Source organism: Neorhizobium sp. NPDC001467, from assembly GCF_050275975.1.
Lineage (GTDB): Bacteria > Pseudomonadota > Alphaproteobacteria > Rhizobiales > Rhizobiaceae > Neorhizobium.
Map to the genome: position 1 here is coordinate 14,623 of NZ_JBNNPS010000003.1, position 12,316 is coordinate 26,938.

General features: G+C 61.5%; 13 protein-coding genes. 7 read left to right on the forward strand and 6 right to left on the reverse strand.

Annotation, left to right across the window (positions count from 1 at the left end; genetic code table 11):
- Positions 1-78: 78 nt before the first annotated feature.
- On the forward strand, positions 79-504 hold the full coding sequence (rplQ, locus tag ACQKKX_RS08475; RefSeq protein WP_427570150.1) for a 50S ribosomal protein L17: 426 nt from the start codon (positions 79-81) through the stop codon (positions 502-504).
- A gap of 141 nt (positions 505-645) precedes the next feature.
- Here rplQ and msrQ read toward each other — a convergent pair whose 3' ends face one another.
- Together msrQ and msrP are read right to left on the reverse strand one after the other, a co-directional pair.
- A complete protein-coding gene (msrQ, locus tag ACQKKX_RS08480; RefSeq protein WP_427570151.1) occupies positions 646-1,296 on the reverse strand; it encodes a protein-methionine-sulfoxide reductase heme-binding subunit MsrQ in 651 nt (216 codons plus the stop codon).
- Positions 1,296-2,237, reverse strand: a complete 942-nt coding sequence (gene msrP, locus ACQKKX_RS08485) for a protein-methionine-sulfoxide reductase catalytic subunit MsrP (protein ID WP_427570152.1) — start codon at positions 2,235-2,237, stop codon at positions 1,296-1,298. Before msrP ends, msrQ begins: the two co-directional genes overlap by 1 nt.
- A 226-nt stretch (positions 2,238-2,463) precedes the next feature.
- On the opposite strand from msrP, the gene ACQKKX_RS08490 reads away from it, so the two are divergent.
- From ACQKKX_RS08490 to ACQKKX_RS08505, 4 genes are all read left to right on the forward strand, one after another.
- On the forward strand, positions 2,464-2,886 hold the full coding sequence (locus ACQKKX_RS08490) for a DUF4112 domain-containing protein (protein WP_427570153.1): 423 nt from the start codon (positions 2,464-2,466) through the stop codon (positions 2,884-2,886).
- 280 nt (positions 2,887-3,166) lie between these two features.
- Positions 3,167-5,002: a dihydroxy-acid dehydratase gene (gene ilvD, locus ACQKKX_RS08495; protein WP_427570155.1), complete on the forward strand. Its 1,836-nt coding sequence runs from the start codon at positions 3,167-3,169 to the stop codon at positions 5,000-5,002.
- A 92-nt stretch (positions 5,003-5,094) separates the two neighbouring features.
- Positions 5,095-5,319 (forward strand): DUF433 domain-containing protein, encoded by a 225-nt coding sequence (locus tag ACQKKX_RS08500; protein WP_427570156.1) that lies wholly within the window; start codon positions 5,095-5,097, stop codon positions 5,317-5,319.
- A complete protein-coding gene (locus ACQKKX_RS08505; protein WP_427570157.1) occupies positions 5,319-5,663 on the forward strand; it encodes a DUF5615 family PIN-like protein in 345 nt (114 codons plus the stop codon). The genes ACQKKX_RS08500 and ACQKKX_RS08505 overlap by 1 nt, the downstream gene beginning before the upstream one ends.
- Before the next feature lie 12 nt (positions 5,664-5,675).
- Here ACQKKX_RS08505 and ACQKKX_RS08510 read toward each other — a convergent pair whose 3' ends face one another.
- Positions 5,676-6,029: a lysozyme inhibitor LprI family protein gene (locus tag ACQKKX_RS08510; RefSeq protein ID WP_427570159.1), complete on the reverse strand. Its 354-nt coding sequence runs from the start codon at positions 6,027-6,029 to the stop codon at positions 5,676-5,678.
- 399 nt (positions 6,030-6,428) lie between these two features.
- Here ACQKKX_RS08510 and ACQKKX_RS08515 point away from each other — a divergent pair, with 399 nt between their 5' ends.
- Together ACQKKX_RS08515 and ACQKKX_RS08520 are read left to right on the forward strand one after the other, a co-directional pair.
- Entirely contained in the window at positions 6,429-7,835 is a 1,407-nt protein-coding gene (locus tag ACQKKX_RS08515; protein WP_427570161.1) for a DegQ family serine endoprotease, read from the forward strand.
- A 6-nt stretch (positions 7,836-7,841) separates the two neighbouring features.
- The gene (locus ACQKKX_RS08520) at positions 7,842-9,158 is read left to right on the forward strand and encodes a replication-associated recombination protein A (protein ID WP_427570163.1); all 1,317 of its coding nucleotides are present in this window, start codon (positions 7,842-7,844) and stop codon (positions 9,156-9,158) included.
- A 4-nt stretch (positions 9,159-9,162) separates the two neighbouring features.
- Here the strand turns inward: ACQKKX_RS08520 and ACQKKX_RS08525 are convergent, their stop codons facing one another.
- The 3 genes from ACQKKX_RS08525 to ACQKKX_RS08535 form a co-directional block, all read right to left on the reverse strand.
- Positions 9,163-9,471 carry a DUF1883 domain-containing protein gene (locus ACQKKX_RS08525; RefSeq protein WP_427570165.1) on the reverse strand — a complete coding sequence of 103 codons (309 nt, stop codon included), beginning with the start codon at positions 9,469-9,471 and terminating at the stop codon, positions 9,163-9,165.
- Between the two features lie 304 nt (positions 9,472-9,775).
- Positions 9,776-10,789, reverse strand: a complete 1,014-nt coding sequence (locus ACQKKX_RS08530) for a ketopantoate reductase family protein (RefSeq protein ID WP_427570166.1) — start codon at positions 10,787-10,789, stop codon at positions 9,776-9,778.
- Between the two features lie 181 nt (positions 10,790-10,970).
- Complete coding sequence (locus ACQKKX_RS08535; protein ID WP_427570167.1) at positions 10,971-11,867, reverse strand: hypothetical protein; 897 nt, start codon at positions 11,865-11,867, stop codon at positions 10,971-10,973.
- Positions 11,868-12,316 lie beyond the last annotated feature (449 nt).

Genomic DNA, 12,316 nt, shown 5'->3' on the forward strand with positions numbered 1-12,316 from the left:
GATGTCCTCTAAAGAGTGGGGATGCATAAGCGCCAGATCAGACTGCAGGCGAATGCCTGCAAGTGAAGGAGACACATCATGCGTCACGCAAAAGCCGGTCGCAAGCTTAACCGTACCGCCAGCCACCGTAAGGCGATGTTCGCCAACATGGCGGCTTCGCTCATCACCCATGAGCAGATCGTCACCACCCTGCCGAAGGCGAAGGAAATTCGCCCGATCGTGGAGAAGCTGGTTACGCTCGGCAAGCGCGGTGACCTGCACGCCCGTCGTCAGGCCATCTCGCAGATCCAGGACCAGGACGCTGTTCGCAAGCTGTTCGACGCCATCGCTTCGCGCTACGCAACCCGCAACGGCGGTTACCTGCGTATCATGAAGGCTGGCTACCGCCAGGGCGACAACGCTGCCATGGCCGTCATCGAGTTCGTTGAACGCGACGTCGACGCCAAGGGCGCAGCCGACAAGGCACGCGTTGCGGCCGAAGCCGAAGCTGCCGAAGCCGCTTAATCGGTTTTCGATAGACCAATTGAAAAGGCCGGGCGGAAACGCCCGGCCTTTTTCTTATCTTGCTCGGTAAGTCGGTAAGATGTTGACCGGGGCTGCACCTGTTGCCGACGGTTATGCGGTGAATGCCGAAGCATGAGTCCGTCAGCGGTGCGCCGGCTGCGGTGTATCCACCGTCTTGCGTGATCTTTTCCAGCGCAGGACCGGTTTGCGCAGGGGCCGATAGGCGAGAAGCAGGGCGATTGCCGCGATGTGAATGAACGGCCCCGCTGTGATCGATTTGACGGCGAGGAAATAGTGCAATGCGCCACCCAGCGCGATCGGGTAGATCAGGTGGTGCATGTCGACCCACAGCTTGCCGAGACGGCGGATCGAATAGTTGTTGGAGGTTGCCGCCAGCGGCAGGAGCGCCGCGAGGCAGACCATGCCGATGCTGATATAGGGCCGTTTCAGGATATCCGCGAAAACGGCGTTTACATCCATGCCCAGATCGAGCAGCATCCATACCGAAAAATGCATCAGCACGTAGTAGAAGGCGAGCAGGCCCAGTGCGCGGCGATAGCGGATCCAGTTGATCCCAATGAGGTCGCGCAGCGGCGTCACAGCAAGCGTTGCGATGATGAACCGCAAGGCCCAGAGCCCCAGCAGATGCTCGAATTCCTTGACCGGGTTGGCGCCGAGCCCACCTGTCGCGCCAAGATAGAAGGACCACGCCGCCGGACAGAGGCCGATGACATAGAGCGCCCAGATGCTCGCACCATGAAACCTTCGGGGCAGGGCCGGAACAAACGGCATCAGTAATTCGCCTTCAGGTCCATGCCGGCATAGAGGCCCGCTACTTCCTCACCATAACCGTTGAAGGGCAGGGTTGGCCGCCGCGCGGTGCTGAAGAAGCCACCTTCGCCGATACGCTGCTCGGTCGCCTGGCTCCAGCGCGGATGATCGACTGCCGGATTGACGTTGGAATAGAACCCGTATTCGCGGGCATTGCTGTTTTTCCAGGTCGTCTCCGGCTGCTGTTCCGTGAGCGAGATCCTGACGATGGACTTGATGCTCTTGAAGCCGTATTTCCACGGCACGACCAGCCTGATCGGCGCGCCGTTCTGGTTGGGCAGTGTCTCGCCGTAAAGCCCGACGGCAAGGATCGTCAGCGGATGACGCGCCTCGTCCAGACGCAGACCCTCGACATAGGGCCAGGGCAGGGGCTGAAACAGACCCTTCTGGCCGGGCATTTCCGAAGGCCGGACCACTGTCTCGAACGACACGTATTTGGCGCTGCCCTGCGGCTCCACCTGATCGAGAAGGGCGGCCAGCGGAAAGCCGATCCACGGGATGACCATCGACCAGCCCTCGACGCAACGCATACGATAGGTGCGCTCTTCGATCGGCATTTTCAGCAGGTCTTCGAGCCCGAATTCCTTCGGCTTGCCCACCAGCCCATCCACCTTCACCGCCCAGGGTGTCGGCTTGAAATCGCCGGAATTGCTGGCCGGATCGCCCTTGTCGGTGCCGAATTCGTAGAAATTGTTATAGGAGGTGATCGCCTCTTTCGGCGTCAGTTTCTCGTCCAGTGTATAGGCGCCGGGCTTGGCCTGCAGGGGCGCGGCGAGGGCTGAGCCGGCACCTGCGAGGGCAACACCAGCGGCGGCGGTGCCGAGAAAGCTGCGACGGGACAAGTAGATGTCCCGCGGTGTGATGGCGGATGCGGGAATATGGGGCGGGCGATAGGCGACCATGATGATCCTCGGCGCGAAGACTGTTCCTCGATGTCAAACGTAATACGTCCGCTTCGAGTTTCACAGACGGCTGATTGCCGACGGAGCCACGTTTGCGTGAAGGCCACATGGCTTAAGGAACACGGGCACAGGTATCGTGCCTGCATACGCAGCCCTTGTCGGGAACCGCTCTCATCCCCATTCATTATGATGACACGGTTAGCCCTTCTCGAAGATGGAGGCTGCAATGCCCGCCCAAACCTGGAATGCCGCCGGCCGGAAAGCGGGCGGAGATTTTACCGAAACCGCCGATCGGCTCCGCCGCCTGCGTCGCCTTGCCGGCGTCGCCCGCCTGATGGATACCGCCGTCGGCATTCCTGGCACGAAGATCCGCTTCGGCGCCGATTCGGTGCTCGGCCTCGTTCCGGTGGTGGGCGATGCCAGCGGTGCGTTGATCGGGCTTTACATCGTCAATGAGGCACGCCGGATGGGCGTGCCGGCCGAAAAACTGGCACAGATGATTGGCAATCTTGCGCTGGACTCGCTGGTCGGCAGCGTTCCGGTCGTCGGCGACCTTTTCGACGTTTACTTCAAGTCGCACCGCCGCAATGTCGCGATGATCATGGAGCATTTCGGCGTGATGCCGGAGGATCTTAACACCCGCCGATGAACGGCCGGATCGGTAAAGGATTACGTGTGGCGGGTACGTGAACGTAGTCCGGTCTCCGGTTAGCCAACGGCGGACATCTTGAGCGGTAAGCTCGGATCTCTGCGGCCCAAAGCAAATCGTTTCGATCCTCATGACGCGCCGAACCGTACCGTACCGTACCGCTTTGCCGGTAACTGGCAGTGACACATGCGGCCGGTTGGAGTAGGAAACGAGAGAAAACGGGCCTTTGCGTCTCCGCCGGGAGCGGATGGATGCCGGCCGACCGAGCAAGGAAATCCCAATGCCAGCCTATCGTTCCAGAACCACCACCCACGGCCGCAACATGGCCGGCGCCCGCGGCCTTTGGCGCGCCACCGGCATGAAGGATTCGGATTTCGGCAAGCCGATCATCGCTGTCGTCAACTCGTTCACGCAATTCGTGCCGGGCCATGTCCACCTAAAGGATCTTGGCCAGCTGGTTGCCCGCGAGATCGAGGCTGCCGGCGGTGTTGCCAAGGAATTCAACACGATCGCGGTCGATGACGGAATCGCCATGGGGCATGACGGCATGCTCTATTCGCTGCCCTCGCGCGAAATCATCGCCGACTCGGTCGAATACATGGTCAATGCCCACTGCGCTGATGCCATGGTCTGCATTTCCAATTGCGACAAGATCACGCCCGGCATGCTGAACGCGGCCATGCGCCTTAACATCCCGGCCGTCTTCGTCTCCGGTGGACCGATGGAGGCTGGCAAGGTCGTCCTGCACGGCAAGACCGTCGCGCTTGATCTGGTCGACGCCATGGTCGCGGCGGCCGACGACAAGATTTCCGACGAAGATGTCGCCACGATCGAGCGCTCGGCTTGCCCGACCTGCGGTTCCTGCTCGGGCATGTTCACCGCCAATTCGATGAACTGTCTGACCGAAGCGCTCGGCCTGTCATTGCCTGGAAACGGCTCGACACTGGCCACTCATTCGGATCGCAAGCGCCTGTTCGTCGAGGCCGGCCATCTGATCGTCGACCTCGCGCGCCGTTATTACGAGCAGGAGGACGAAACCGTCCTGCCGCGTAACATCGCCACCAAGCAGGCATTCGAAAACGCCATGTCGCTCGACATCGCCATGGGGGGCTCCACCAATACGGTCCTCCACATTCTGGCAGCCGCCTATGAAGGCGGGATCGAATTCGGCATGGAAGATATCGACAAGCTGTCGCGCAAGGTGCCGTGCCTCTCCAAGGTGGCGCCCGCCAAACAGGACGTTCACATGGAGGATGTGCACCGCGCCGGCGGCATCATGCGTATTCTCGGCGAACTCGACCGCGGTGGTCTGATCAATCGCGACTGCTACACGGTGCACGAAGCGACGCTCGGTGACGCCATCGACCGCTGGGACATCACCCGTACCAATTCGGAAACCGTGCGCACCTTCTTCAAGGCAGCCCCAGGTGGCGTGCCGACGCAGGTTGCGTTCTCGCAGTCCTCGCGCTGGGATGATCTCGATGCCGATGGCGAAAAGGGTGTCATCCGCTCGGTCGAACATCCGTTCTCCAAGGACGGTGGTCTGGCCGTCCTCTACGGGAATATCGCGCTCGACGGCTGCATCGTCAAAACCGCCGGCGTTGATGAATCGATCCTGAAATTTACCGGTCCGGCGGTCGTCTTTGAAAGCCAGGACGCCGCCGTGAAGGGCATCCTGGGCAATGAAGTGAAGGCAGGCGATGTCGTCGTCATCCGCTATGAAGGTCCCAAGGGCGGTCCGGGCATGCAGGAAATGCTTTATCCGACCAGTTACCTGAAGTCGAAGGGGCTGGGAAAGGCCTGTGCGCTCATCACCGACGGCCGTTTCTCCGGCGGCACGTCTGGCCTGTCGATCGGCCATGCCTCGCCGGAAGCGGCCCAGGGCGGCGCCATCGGCCTCGTGCAGCCGGGTGACTTGATCGAAATCGATATTCCCAACCGCACGATCAACCTGAAGGTTTCCGATGCCGATCTGGCTGCCCGTCGCCATGAGCAGGAGACGCTCGGCTGGAAACCGGCCGGCCCGCGCAAGCGCAATGTGACGACGGCGCTGAAAGCCTATGCAGCATTTGCGGCTTCGGCCGACAAGGGAGCGGTTCGGATCCTGCCGGAGTAAGGTTCGTCCGGCAGCCGTGTGGAACTTCAGGGCCCCGTGAGGTTTTGCCATGGAGCATTGTGCTATTCTGGCGGAATCCGGAAAGGTGACACATGTCCGAACTCAACCGCATCACGTTTGACCCTCAGCTCTGCTCAGGACGTCCCACCATTCGCGGGCTGCGCATCCGTGTAAAGGATGTACTCGACCTGCTGGCGGCCGGCGCCAGCCCCGACGAGATTTTGGAAGACTTTCCGCTTCTTGAGGACGCCGACATCCGCGCAGTGCTGGAATATGCTGCACGGCAGAGTGACCATATCGTCCTGCATGTCGCCTGATGCGCTTTCTTGTCGACGCCCAGCTTCCGCCAGCACTGGCTCGGTGGGTATCGGAGCACGGGCACGAGGCCGACCATGTCGCCGATTGCAGCCTGCAATCTGCCTCGGATCGGCAAATCTGGGATTATGCCGCGCAGCATAATGCGGTAATCATCACCAAGGGCGAAGATTTCGCGCCACGGCGCGCTTTAGCGCAAAGCGGACCAATTGTCGTATGGATTAGGCTGCCCAATGCACGCCGCAAGGACTTGCTGGATTGGTTCGAAAAGGCGATGCCGCAGATTGTCGCTGCGCTCGACAACGGCAAGACGCTCATCGAGGCGAAATCAAAGCCACTGTCCTGATAGCCTCTACCATCATAGCGGCCGGTTGATCTTCTCAAACGTCTCGCTGAGCTGCTTCAGCCGTTCGGCATAGGCGGCGCGAATGCATTCGGCGTCGCTGCCGCAGGCCTGTCGGCGTTTCAGCCACGCACTTTGGTCGTCCTGCATTTCCCCGCGCGTGCCCATGGCCAGGAGCCCGGTGAGGATCTCGAACGTCGTCACCATCTTGACGTCGGCATCGTTCAGGTCACGATCTTCGCAAATCGCCTTTTCGTCCGCGGCGAGCGTCGCTCCCTTGCAGTCGAAACTGGCGGCGGAAGCCGGCTTGGCCTGCACCGTAAAGCAGAGAGCCAAGGCGGCAAGGATGGAGGCTATCGTCGTTTTCATCACGGTGTTTCCTGGCGGTTGATAGACCCGGCCGAAGCGCCATAGGTCCAGACCCGCTAGATGAGGCGCAAAACCCAGACGACAAGGGCGGCGGCGATGACGAATTTCCTGTGTCGATCGTGCGCTGCCGTAGCGAGCCGGTTTCAGCGTCGCGTCCTTTACCGAGGATGCAGCCGTTTGCCACCGGGTAGGATATGGTCCTTCTCAGCATCGGGTTTTGCGCTCTGGCGGATATGGCCATGGCCTCCCGTCCCACCTATCCTATATGCTATCCGAAACCACTGGATTTCGCGGTTACGTCCGTGATTCGGCCATCTTTGTTTTCGACCGTCGCCTGTACCATTCGAAGGCGGACGTCGAATGCGATGTCGCGCCGGATCATTCTGAAATGAGGAATTTATGCTGAACATGCAAAAGTGCGTGTCGACGGGCCTTTTGGCCCTTTCGATTCTCCTGCCGGCCGGCGCCCAGGCGCAGGAGCAGAAAACCCTGCCGCAGAACCGCGAGCAGATGCAGCTGTCCTTCGCGCCGCTGGTCAAGCGGACATCGGGCGCCGTCGTCAACGTTTACGCCGAGCGTCTCGTCCAGCGTAACAATCCGTTTGCGGGCGATCCCCTTTTCGAGCAGTTTTTCGGGCAGCGCATGCCGAACCGTTCGGAAAAGCAGTCCTCTCTCGGCTCCGGAGTCATCCTCTCCGCAAATGGTCTCGTTGTTACCAACAACCATGTCATCCAGGGTGCAAACGACATCAAGATCGCGCTCGCCGATGGTCGGGAATTTCCCTGTGAGGTGATCCTCAAGGATGAGAGCATGGACCTTGCCGTGTTGCGCATCAAGGCAAAGGAGAATTTTCCGGTTCTCGCCATCGCCAATTCCGATGCGGTGGAAGTCGGTGATCTCGTTCTGGCGATCGGCAACCCGTTCGGCGTTGGCCAAACCGTCACCAGCGGCATCGTGTCGGGCCTTGCCCGCAATCAGGTTACAAACGGCGATTTCGGCTTCTTCATCCAAACCGACGCCTCGATCAATCCCGGCAATTCCGGCGGCGCGCTGATGAATACCAACGGCGAGTTGATCGGCATCAATACCGCCATCTTTTCGCGCGGTGGCGGCTCCAACGGTGTCGGGTTCGCCATTCCCGGCAATCTCGTCAAAGTGTTCCTCAGGGCCGCCGAAGAAGGAAAGTCGAGCTTCGAACGGCCCTATGTGGGTGCGACCTTCATGCCCGTCACCTCGGAAGTCGCTGAAGCGCTCGGTCTGAAGACGGCGCGCGGCGCGCTCGTGACGGCCGTCGTCGATGGCGGGCCTGCGGACAAGGGCGGGTTGAAGCCGGGCGAGGTCATCACTGCTGTCAACGGCATCGCCGTCGAGCATCCCGATGCGTTGGGCTATCGTCTGACGACTGCCGGTCTCGGCCGTTCCGCCGAACTCACGGTGGCGCAGGCAAGCGGTGAACGCAAGCTGACGATCGCGCTCAACACGGCGCCGGAATCGACCCCGCGGGACGAGCGGCTCATCGAAGGCCGCAATCCGTTTGCCGGCCTGCGCGTCGCCAACCTGTCGCCGAAACTTGCCGTCGAGCTGCAGTTGACCGCCGACAAGAGCGGTGTTGTGGTGACCGATATTGCCCGCAATTCACCCGCTGCCCGTGTCGGCTTCAGGGAGAAGGACATTATCATTTCGCTTAACGGCGAGCCCGTCACATCCAGCAGGATGCTCGAGGATGTCCTGAAAGATGCCGATCCAGGCTTCTGGCGTCTGGAAATCGAGCGGGATGGCCAACGCATTCGCCAGTTTTTCCGCTGATCGACGATGGGCAACGATCTTTTCGCACCGAAGATACCGGAGGAGGTCGCCAACCGGCGGCCTCTCGCCGATCGGCTGCGGCCAAGGACGCTTGCTGATGTGACCGGCCAGTTGCACCTGACCGGTGAAGATGGCGTGCTGCGACGGATGATCGATAGCGGTTCGCTCGGATCGATGATCTTCTGGGGGCCACCGGGCACCGGCAAGACGACCGTTGCCCGGCTTCTGTCCGGTGAGGCGGGCCTGGCCTTCGAGCAGATTTCGGCAATTTTCTCCGGCGTTGCGGACCTCAAGAAAGTGTTCGAATCTGCGCGCCTTCGCCGCATGGACGGCCGTCAGACGCTGCTTTTCGTCGATGAGATCCATCGCTTCAACCGCGCGCAGCAGGACAGTTTTCTGCCGGTCATGGAGGACGGTACGATCGTCCTGGTCGGTGCGACCACGGAAAACCCTTCCTTCGAACTCAATGCCGCTCTTCTGTCGCGCGCCCGCGTGCTGACATTCCGCAGTCACGACGAGGACAGCTTGACCGAGCTTCTGTCGCGCGCCGAAAAGGCGGAGGGTAAGCCCCTGCCACTTGATGAGAGCGCGCGGGCCGCACTGGTGCGCATGGCCGATGGCGATGGCCGGGCAGTGCTGACGCTTGCCGAAGAGGTCTGGCGGGCTGCACGGGAAGGGGAAATTTTCGACACGGAAAGCTTGACCCGGATCGTGCAGCGCCGCGCTCCGGTCTATGACAAGGCACAGGACGGGCACTACAACCTCATTTCCGCACTGCATAAATCAGTGCGCGGTTCAGACCCGGATGCGGCGCTGTACTATCTTGCGCGCATGTTCGATGCCGGCGAGGACCCGCTTTATCTCGGTCGCCGGCTGGTACGCATGGCGGTCGAGGATATCGGGCTTGCCGATCCGCAGGCACTCGTCGTCTGCAATGCTGCCAAGGATGCCTACGACTATCTGGGGTCGCCCGAGGGCGAACTGGCGCTGGCTCAGGCCTGCGTCTATCTTGCCACCGCACCCAAATCGAATGCCGTCTACACAGCCTTCAAGGCTGCGACGCGTGCGGCCAAGGAAAACGGCTCGCTGCTTCCGCCCCGGCATATTCTCAACGCACCGACCAAGCTGATGAAGGCGGAAGGCTACGGCGACGGCTACCGCTATGATCACGATGAGCCGGACGCGTTTTCCGGTCAGGACTATTTCCCGGAAAAAATGGGACGCCAGACCTTTTACGATCCCCCGGAGCGAGGCTTCGAACGCGATATCCGCAAGCGGCTCGAATGGTGGCAGAAACTGCGGCGCGAGCGCAACGAGGTGTGAGGCTTCAGAGCGCCTTGGGGGCAGGGCGCCCCGGCGCTGCGATCACCTTGACGGAAGACCCGGCCAACCCGCCATGCCCTTCCTCGTCGACGATGACGTGCCAGTGGCCGCCTTCGGGAATGACGATCCGCACGGGCGACTTCTTGGCGACGCCGCCGACATATTTGTAATCGAGCTTTTCCTTGAAGCGCTGGAAGTTCGTGGCCGTCATCAGCCGGACGTTGTTGACCGCGTTGAGTGTCACGTCGACGATCGTTCCGGCACGCTGCTCACGCAGATCGTAGTGGGTGAAGCGAAAGTTCGGAGACGACATTAAAGCCTCGGCTGCATGCTGGGTTGCAGAATATCACGGTCGATCGTGCTGGAAAGGTCCGGCACCCGCTTGTCGCCAAAATTGGAACAAACCGGCCGCCTGCGGGTTATCTACACAAGAACACATTCGAATAACAGGCGGCAGTCCTCCCCTCGGTGCCGCAGAATAACAAGAATATTTTTGACCTCCAAGTCGCTTGACCCTCCGCCGTTCCCCTGCCGCGGAGGGTTTTTCTTGTCCATGCCATCTCTAGTCTCGTGCTCCGCGCCTACGGCTTGATCTCACCGCGAACGGGGTGACGGCATCAGCCGGCATCCGCCCGGTTCTGCCGGTCGAGTTCGCCGATCAGAGCCAGAATGGTTTCGAGCGCCGGCACCGGGGTACCGGTCATGTGCGCAAGCCGCACCACGGTATCGACCAGAGGCACATATTCCAGCGGTTTGCGCGCCAGCAGATCCTGCAGCATGGATGTCGGGTGCGGACCGATGGTCATCGCTTCCTTCAGCCTTTCGGCGACCGTTTGGGCGGGCGGATGCCCGAGCGCCGTTGCGATACCATGCACTTCGGTCATCACGCGGGACATCAGGCCCAAAAGGGCGGGCTCGGCGACGATGCGGTCGCTGAGCGCGCGTGTCAAAGCGCTGATCGGATTAAAGGACGCGTTCCCCATCAGCTTGCTCCAGATCTCGCCGCGAATATCTGCGGTCTGGATGATGTTGACGCCGGCCCTCGTCAGAAGGTCCGAAATGGCGGTCAGGTCGGCAGAAATATCTCCCGACGGTTCGCCCAGAATGAACCGGCCCCGCACCGGCAGCCGGATAACACTGGGCTCGACCACTTCGGCCCCCTGATAGGCGACGCAGCCAATGACGCGCTCCGGTCCGACCGCATCCCAGAGGCGATTGCCGGGATCGAGTTCCGGCAGTCGGTGGTCCGCACGTTCGCTTTTCTCGTCGCCGTGAAAATACCACCATGGAATACCGTTCAAGACCATAACGACCCGGCTGTGCGTCGACAGAAGCGTTGCAATGCCTTCGGCTGCGGCCGGCAGTTGGTGGCCCTTCATGCCGGTAATGATCAGGTCCTGCTTGGGAAGATCGGCCGGATTGTCCGTGGCGGTGACGGCAACTACGCTTGGCTTGTCTTCGCCCGCGACATGAAGCTGCAACCCGTTCTCGCGGATTTTCTCAAGATGCGCTCCGCGCGCGATGACGGATACGCAGACCTGCTCACCCAGCCCTTCCGCGAGACGCGCGGCCAGCGTGCCGCCAAGCGCACCGGCGCCATAGATGCAGATATTCTTCAAACCCGGGGTCATGCTTCATCGCTCCTCTGCTTTGCCGCCGGCAGATTAGAGAATGAAGGCGATTTGGCGAGCAAAAATCGCAGCCTGCAACTCTGGTCGACACACGCCATATTGAAGCGGGCCGGGCCGAAGCGGTCCAATAAAAAAAGCTCCGCAAGTGTTGCGGAGCTTTCGTCGCGGTAGCGGATGCGGCTTACAGACGCGCCGCGATCAGGTCTTCCTCGTCGTCACGCTGACGCCCGCCGAGGGCTGCGGCAGCGCAGGAAATGAAGGCACCGACGAGAAGGGAGACCGCGCCGACCAGAGCCGTCGTCGCTGCTGCCTTGCGGGCTTCGTCCGCAGCCTGCTGGGCAGCCACCTTCGCGGCATCGACACGGGCAAGAACGGTATCCACACGGGTGCGGGCCTGTTCGGCGTCAAGGCCGGTGCGGGCCGAAACGATCGCGGCAAGATAGGCCTTGTCGTCTTCCGGTACGCCGCCTTCGAGAGCGCCGTTGGCAAGGATGCGCGAGACTTCTGCCGTCGCTGCCGTATCATCACCCTGTGCCGTCGCGGATACCCGCTCGGGACGCAGAAGCGCGTCGGTAAAATAGCCCGTGGCGGCGGACGTGTCTGTCTGCCCGTCCGCGTTGGAGGCGGCGGCAACGGTTGCCGTCGATGCCGCACCGCCGACGGCCTGTGCGCCGGCACCGGCAAGCGACGTCAGTGCCGAGGTGAGGACACCGGCAACGAAGAGCGTTCCGACTGCCCAGGAGATCAGGCCGTGTGCCGTATCGCGGAAGAACACTTCATCGGTGTGAACGGCCGCCCATTTGGTGCGCAGCCGGCCCGTCAGGTAACCGCCGAGCGCGGCAGACAACCACTGCACGACGACAAGCCAGATCGCCGCGGTGATACCGACGGTCGCCGCCGAACTGCTCTCGCCCGACCAGGGCGAGACCATGGTAAGGCCGAAGCCGGAGCCGAGCATGATGAGAATGAGGCTGGCCCCGGTGGCGGCAACCGCGCCGCCGAGGATCGGCCCCCAGGCGATGGCCGATTTCGACGATTCCACCGGTGTCACGGTCGTGCCGGATGCGTGAAGAGGCATGACGACCTCCTCAGCGCAGGAACAGGACGAGAAGGATGACGATTGGCAGCGGAATACCGAGAAGCCAGAGAAGAATACCGCGTCCCATGATGAACCTCCTGATTGACAGTGTTTTGATGTCGCTTCAACACGCCATGCCGGTTTTGGTTCCGCTGCGCCGGACCGGTCTTTTTGCACGCGCAATCAAGGGTGTGCGGAGCGACCATGCAATGCCGCAACGATGCCGAAAGCGCTACGGCGGGTGACGAACGAGGCGAGGGAAATGCAGGTGTAGGGCGCTTTAAGGGAAGAGATCTGTTCTTGGCAGGGATGCGCGCCTTGACGCTGTACGGCTCGCTTTTCCGTCGTTCAGCGGGCCGGGAGGGTTATGTCTGCAGGGCGGATGGCATCCGTTGGAAGCAGCCGTACCGTGACCGATCGGCTCGACGGCCGCGTAGGTGCCGCCTTCT

What these genes read in the sequence shown, in the direction of transcription:
- rplQ (WP_427570150.1), top strand. Translation starts at nt 79, where the DNA reads ATGCGTCACGCAAAAGCCGGTCGCAAGCTTAACCGTACCGCCAGCCAC.
- msrQ (WP_427570151.1), bottom strand. Translation starts at nt 1,296, where the DNA reads ATGCCGTTTGTTCCGGCCCTGCCCCGAAGGTTTCATGGTGCGAGCATC.
- msrP (WP_427570152.1), bottom strand. Translation starts at nt 2,237, where the DNA reads ATGGTCGCCTATCGCCCGCCCCATATTCCCGCATCCGCCATCACACCG.
- ACQKKX_RS08490 (WP_427570153.1), top strand. Translation starts at nt 2,464, where the DNA reads ATGCCCGCCCAAACCTGGAATGCCGCCGGCCGGAAAGCGGGCGGAGAT.
- ilvD (WP_427570155.1), top strand. Translation starts at nt 3,167, where the DNA reads ATGCCAGCCTATCGTTCCAGAACCACCACCCACGGCCGCAACATGGCC.
- ACQKKX_RS08500 (WP_427570156.1), top strand. Translation starts at nt 5,095, where the DNA reads ATGTCCGAACTCAACCGCATCACGTTTGACCCTCAGCTCTGCTCAGGA.
- ACQKKX_RS08505 (WP_427570157.1), top strand. Translation starts at nt 5,319, where the DNA reads ATGCGCTTTCTTGTCGACGCCCAGCTTCCGCCAGCACTGGCTCGGTGG.
- ACQKKX_RS08510 (WP_427570159.1), bottom strand. Translation starts at nt 6,029, where the DNA reads ATGAAAACGACGATAGCCTCCATCCTTGCCGCCTTGGCTCTCTGCTTT.
- ACQKKX_RS08515 (WP_427570161.1), top strand. Translation starts at nt 6,429, where the DNA reads ATGCTGAACATGCAAAAGTGCGTGTCGACGGGCCTTTTGGCCCTTTCG.
- ACQKKX_RS08520 (WP_427570163.1), top strand. Translation starts at nt 7,842, where the DNA reads ATGGGCAACGATCTTTTCGCACCGAAGATACCGGAGGAGGTCGCCAAC.
- ACQKKX_RS08525 (WP_427570165.1), bottom strand. Translation starts at nt 9,471, where the DNA reads ATGTCGTCTCCGAACTTTCGCTTCACCCACTACGATCTGCGTGAGCAG.
- ACQKKX_RS08530 (WP_427570166.1), bottom strand. Translation starts at nt 10,789, where the DNA reads ATGACCCCGGGTTTGAAGAATATCTGCATCTATGGCGCCGGTGCGCTT.
- ACQKKX_RS08535 (WP_427570167.1), bottom strand. Translation starts at nt 11,867, where the DNA reads ATGCCTCTTCACGCATCCGGCACGACCGTGACACCGGTGGAATCGTCG.